The sequence below is a fragment of the Fructobacillus evanidus genome, from assembly GCF_963580165.1.
GTDB classification, from domain to species: Bacteria; Bacillota; Bacilli; order Lactobacillales; family Lactobacillaceae; genus Fructobacillus; species Fructobacillus evanidus.
Genome location: NZ_CAUZLM010000021.1, coordinates 1 through 5,303 on the forward strand (window position 1 = coordinate 1; position 5,303 = coordinate 5,303).

At 34.9% G+C, this 5,303-nt stretch carries 6 protein-coding genes; 3 read left to right on the plus strand and 3 right to left on the minus strand.

All coding sequences use genetic code 11. The annotated features are described in order from the left end of the window. Window positions 1-656: 656 nt before the first annotated feature. Window positions 657-1,136, plus strand: coding sequence for a MurR/RpiR family transcriptional regulator (locus tag AABI08_RS08335; protein WP_338344496.1), 480 nt, complete (start codon window positions 657-659; stop codon window positions 1,134-1,136). Between the two features lie 99 nt (window positions 1,137-1,235). After that, window positions 1,236-1,832, plus strand: a complete 597-nt coding sequence (locus AABI08_RS08340; RefSeq protein WP_047975739.1) for a YczE/YyaS/YitT family protein — start codon at window positions 1,236-1,238, stop codon at window positions 1,830-1,832. A 90-nt stretch (window positions 1,833-1,922) separates the two neighbouring features. Here the strand turns inward: AABI08_RS08340 and AABI08_RS08345 are convergent, their stop codons facing one another. Further along, on the minus strand, window positions 1,923-2,123 hold the full coding sequence (locus AABI08_RS08345; protein ID WP_047975741.1) for a cold-shock protein: 201 nt from the start codon (window positions 2,121-2,123) through the stop codon (window positions 1,923-1,925). A gap of 197 nt (window positions 2,124-2,320) precedes the next feature. Continuing rightward, window positions 2,321-2,497 (minus strand): IS3 family transposase, encoded by a 177-nt coding sequence (locus AABI08_RS08485; RefSeq protein WP_421823499.1) that lies wholly within the window; start codon window positions 2,495-2,497, stop codon window positions 2,321-2,323. A 286-nt stretch (window positions 2,498-2,783) separates the two neighbouring features. Between AABI08_RS08485 and AABI08_RS08490 the strand changes: the two genes are divergently transcribed. Further along, window positions 2,784-3,347 (plus strand): CPBP family intramembrane glutamic endopeptidase, encoded by a 564-nt coding sequence (locus AABI08_RS08490; RefSeq protein ID WP_421823506.1) that lies wholly within the window; start codon window positions 2,784-2,786, stop codon window positions 3,345-3,347. A gap of 147 nt (window positions 3,348-3,494) precedes the next feature. Here AABI08_RS08490 and AABI08_RS08350 read toward each other — a convergent pair whose 3' ends face one another. Beyond that, a complete protein-coding gene (locus tag AABI08_RS08350) occupies window positions 3,495-3,695 on the minus strand; it encodes a hypothetical protein (protein WP_338344498.1) in 201 nt (66 codons plus the stop codon). Window positions 3,696-5,303 lie beyond the last annotated feature (1,608 nt).

A 5,303-nucleotide genomic window follows, 5' to 3' on the forward strand; every position in this document is an offset into this window, starting at 1 on the left:
AAATTGAGAATACTTAAGGGCTTTTTCCAAGGTATAGCTAAGAGCCATCGCTTTGGTCAAGTCGCTAACATCGTTTAAAGAGCATTCTGCCCACTCTCCCGTCTTTAACGGGTTATGCTTAGCCAGACTTCCGCTCTGAGCTTAAAACGCCTCTCAGAGCCTCCTAGGTGCTAATCTAGGAGCCACTACTTTGCCAATCACTTGCTGGGCGAGCCAACCCATGTCCAATTATTCATTGCCCAGTTGCGCGCTAAGCAACCTTTGGACGTGGTTTGGTCGCTATTTGCAAGCCACCTGACGGGTACACGCCTGTCCCGTATCAGCCTTATAGGATAACGGCCCAAAGGAAAGCAAAAGCCGTCACAGTAACTAAAAAGGAGACCGCCTAGCTGGTTGCTATGCGATCTCCCAATGTCTTTTTTGGTTGATTATTTATCCTTCTAACGTTAGAATATCCTTAAAGGGGAGACCCGTTAATATTGTAAGAAGATAAATGCATGGCAACTGGTTAGGACAGTTACTGTGCAGGCCATCAAGAACCCGGCCAAGGTTCTCGATGGCCTTTTTTCGTATGTATTTGTTACAAGGAATATAGCATAATAGACCCTATAAAAACAATTCAATTATCGCTTTAACTCTAAAATTAGGATTTAACCATGCCCAAAACAATCAAGGAACTATCAGAAGAAATCGGCGTATCAAAACAAGCGATTAATCGATTTTTGACCTCTGATTTTAGGAAACAACATGTGACAACTAAAACCGACAACAAGGTTGGCGCTCTACTTGTCGATAAATCAGGAGAAGCACTGATAAAAAAGCATTTCTCAACCGACAACGACCGACAACAAACCGACAACGACGACCGACAACGAGTTGTCGGTCTACTAGAAAGACAACTTGAAGATCAGCAACGAGAATTAGCCGAAAAAAACAAACAAATCGAGGCCAAAGATACTCAAATATCGAACCTACAAAACCTACTCGACCAATCGCAACAATTACAACTTATTTCGGAAAAGAAGTTAGCTGAAAATAAACAAATTGCTGAACAATACCAACAAAACTTTAATAAATTAATTTCGAAAAGAAAACACGGTTTTTTGTCTAAAATATTTCATTTGAGTAATAAATAACGCTTAAAATGGGAATAAGGTTCACTTCTAATCTCCACTATTGGAATAAAAAAAAGTATATTATTAACTTATTATATCGATGTAATTAAGAAGGTTATTATGAAAAAAACTATCAAAATTTATTATTTATTATTAGGTCTATTTATTATAGGTGTTTCTGCGTCATTATTAAGAGAAACGGGGTTAGGTGTCGATCCATTCACCGCTTTGAGTATTGGACTAGCAACAAAATTAAATATTCCCTTATCAATTACCCAATTTCTTATTAATCTTATTGTTTTTCTATATATGTTGTTTAGTGACAGGAATAGGATAGGTATAGGAACCGTTCTAAATATGACCTTGGTTGGTGTATTTATTCAAATTTCTTCTCAAATTCTTCTGTCATATCATCTATCTCAGTTAGAAATTTTTCCAAAAATTGTTATCCTGTTAGTTGGATTGTTATTGTTCACACTAGGTTCAGCCATTTACATGTCTGTCAACATGGGACAGTCACCTTACGATGCAGTAGCTCCTATATTATCAAAACAAACGAACCTAAAATATAGTGATGTCCGAAGCTTTCAAGATATTATTGTTGTCATTTTAGCTTTTATCGTTCATGGTCCTATTGGTTTAGGCACAATAGTAATAGCACTCGAAGCTGGTTCATTGATTTCCAAATGGAATTCCATTATTCCAAAAATAGAATAATAATGATCTCAATAACCAGAAATCCATCAATAATATTAACTCTTAGTTAAAATAAAAAAAGCCCACGTCGTGGGCTTTTTTTATTTTTTATTATGCTTTAACAATATTAACGGCTTGCAAACCACGATCACCAGATTCAACACTGAACGTCACTGACTGACCTTCATCAAGCGTTTTGAATCCATTACCCTGAATAGCCGAAAAATGGGCGAATACATCATCACCACTTTCACGGGTGATAAACCCAAATCCTTTATCGCCATTAAACCACTTTACTGTACCTGTTTCCATTATATGTTTCTCCTTTGGTGTACTCACCACTTTTTGTTAATTAAAATAATTGGTGCTGAGCGTCCTTCAAGAAAAACAAATCAAAATCAAAAAAGTTAATTACAACATTATTATACCACAATTACAATTAATAACATTGAAAAAACATTTACATTTAACAATCCCCCGTCTGACTAGAAAACACTTTCCTCAATAACCTATACCGTGGATGGGTGCATAACATCTGTCCACTTTATTAGCATACGAGCATTCACAATTATTCTTTCATGATTTAACTGTAAAGTAATCCGATAGTAATCATACCTAGATTGATATTCTTCAAATAACTCACGAATTCGGTTCGTGAGCTTTTCATTCTTTGCTCGTATGCTAATATAAGCAACAGCAGATCAATTTTTTTACCGCGAACTATTACTACCTTTTGATTCTTGGAGAACGAAGATGCCTAACTATCCTAATAAAAGAAATTTGATTATTTTAACTACAACATTTATTCTGGGAGTTCTACTTTTAGAACAATTCATCATTTTCCCATTAATCAATGAAGCCTATTTTATTCTCCATTTATCCCAGATAATGAGCAATTTTATTTTTAAAACAGCTGAGTTGCTTCTTTTTATTAGTTTGAATTACTTTTTAACAAAGCAAAAAGTATTCTTAATGCCCTCAAAGTCATGGCTAACGGTTTTTCTTTTTATTTTTATAAGTATCGTATGTATCCCTTTCTTTTCCACTCCACATCTAGAAAATGCAATTTTGACTGGACTTATGGGTGGAATTCCAGAAGAATACTTTTCTAGAGGAGTCCTATTATCATTTTTTTTAACATATTTTGTTCGTAATAATTACTCCCGAACAGCATTAATTAAAGCAATTTTTAGTTCTAATTTTATCTTTGCATTAATGCATCTAACGAACTTATCCCATGAATCTGTGTCCTATGTTATTTTACAATGTATATTATCTTTTGTATCTGGACTTTCATACAGCGCCATCTATGTACAAACAGGTAGCTTGTATTTATCTATGTTCATGCATTTTACAAAAGATTTTATATTAACAGCAGACGTGTCCAGCCAACTAACTAACATACTACATTCATCTTTCGCAATGTTTCAACTACTATTAGTGGTCATTACCTTTATTTATTGGAACAAACATGAACCACGATTAATCCGATTAATTAGATATTCATCTAATGAAAAACAGACCTATTTAACATAATGTGCATTACCGAAAGTAAAAAAGACCAGTCCCCAAATTTGGGGGCTGGTCTTTCTTTTATGAAAAGGGGCCTTGCTCAATTGGGCCCCAACAATTGGTCTACTTCTCAGAAAGCGGTTTTCAAGCCATTCTGGTTTTGTGAAAAAATCAATTCTGAGAATCTTCATGAGAATATTTTTTATAGCTCAATCCAAAAAGGCTTAACATAGAAACGATACCTAACAAGCCACTAGAAACAAAAGCCAATAGTGACCCTGGATACTTAAAAAGAGTCAATAAATTAATCACTGCTAATAAACAAATCAGTATGGTAAAAACCCAGTTATAACGATATAAAATTTTTCGCATATTCTCTCCCCTAAAAACTTCTTATAACGTATTATAGCTTGGCTTTCTCGTCAGCAAAACCTCATATTTTGGGTACAAAAAAAGTACCGATTGCGGTCGGTACTTTTTCAAGGAGGAACTCTCGTACCTCTGTCGTTATTTATATTATAACACGATATAAAAACTTTGAATCAGGTACAATTAGATTGCTTTGCATTGCGGAAAAAGCAAAGCGAAAGGAGGTAACTCTTGTGTTAACTCTGTTGTTAAGTGAGGCATTTGCGATTTTAAATCTTGTACTTGCCGAAACGATCAAAGACTATTTCGCTAACAAGCGGAAGTAACTTTGGAAAACGATTGGTGCAAACCAGTCGTTTTTTTTGCCCTAAAAATCAAATCAAAAAAGCCATTTTAAGACCAAAAGTCTGTACATACAGCGTACGTACAACAGGTGAAACCGACAAAATTTACCCCATTTTCTGTACGTAAGCGTTACGTACAAGAAAAAATGGCTGAGTACTCGGAAAATCCCCATACTATGGGGTACCACGCTTGCGTGAGTATCATTTCCCCTTATGCTCTGTTTTGATGATTTTGTACGTAACGCTTACGTACAGCATTCAATTACTATAAGATTTATTGATGACCTTTTTATACAAAATTCAACCAGATTTTGAATTATCTGTCGACTTTTTAAACCTAAAATCAAATTAGCAAAAAGTCAAAAACAACACTTGTCGGTGTTGACATAAAAAGTAAATTTTGACTCAAATTGACGACAACAATTTTCTCTTTTGGACGCATTTTTTCACAAAATTTTATGTAAAACATATGTAAAACAAGTGTAAAACATTTTGAAAAAAGTGCATGCACTGGGATTGCCCGCACAGCGGGGTTAAGGCACAATGTGCCGACAATCCCCCTTAACCTGTTACAACTCAATTTTTGATAATGACACTGTTTTTTTTAGGGCGAAAAAAATTAGCAACATCGTGAAGCTGTTTTCCGATTTCAACCGAACGAGCAAAATGATTTTAACGATCAATTTTCCCTTTGAACGAAAACAAAACTTGCCAAAAACCGCCCATCCAGTAAAAAAGATTTTAGCGCGAAACTAACAAAATGAAATTTTTACTGTCGGTATTTTTTTGATGATTTTAACCCAAACACTTTTTTCATTTTTAGCTATTTTTAACGCATGCTATAAAAATAATTTTGAGCAAATGAAAAGGTTTGCTGAAAGAATAAACAATCAAAAACAAACCAACATGACATTACGAATAAAAGAAAAAATAACTTTTTTCTAGTGATGACCTAACGGTCATCTGGCCTACTTATTTGCTGTGAAGTCTAACGACTTCATGCGCAAACAGCGCAGGGTCTTTTTTTTCTTTATCAATCAATTTGTTTTAATCTATTTTCTCTAAAAAACCAAAAGACTTTACTTGACTTTCACACTGACCCCAGCCAAGGGCAGCAAGTTGTTGTGAGCAGAGAGAGCCCTTAAGTAAAATCTCAAAATTGAGAATACTTAAGGGCTTTTTCCAAGGTATAGCTAAGAGCCATCGCTTTGGTCAAGTCGCTAACATCGTTTAAAGAGCATTCTGCCCACTCTCCCGTCTTTAACGG

Bases quoted from the DNA above. Each gene is read 5' to 3' on its own strand.
- AABI08_RS08335 (WP_338344496.1), top strand. From the start codon at position 657: ATGCCCAAAACAATCAAGGAACTATCAGAAGAAATCGGCGTATCAAAA.
- AABI08_RS08340 (WP_047975739.1), top strand. From the start codon at position 1,236: ATGAAAAAAACTATCAAAATTTATTATTTATTATTAGGTCTATTTATT.
- AABI08_RS08345 (WP_047975741.1), bottom strand. From the start codon at position 2,123: ATGGAAACAGGTACAGTAAAGTGGTTTAATGGCGATAAAGGATTTGGG.
- AABI08_RS08490 (WP_421823506.1), top strand. From the start codon at position 2,784: ATGCCCTCAAAGTCATGGCTAACGGTTTTTCTTTTTATTTTTATAAGT.
- AABI08_RS08350 (WP_338344498.1), bottom strand. From the start codon at position 3,695: ATGCGAAAAATTTTATATCGTTATAACTGGGTTTTTACCATACTGATT.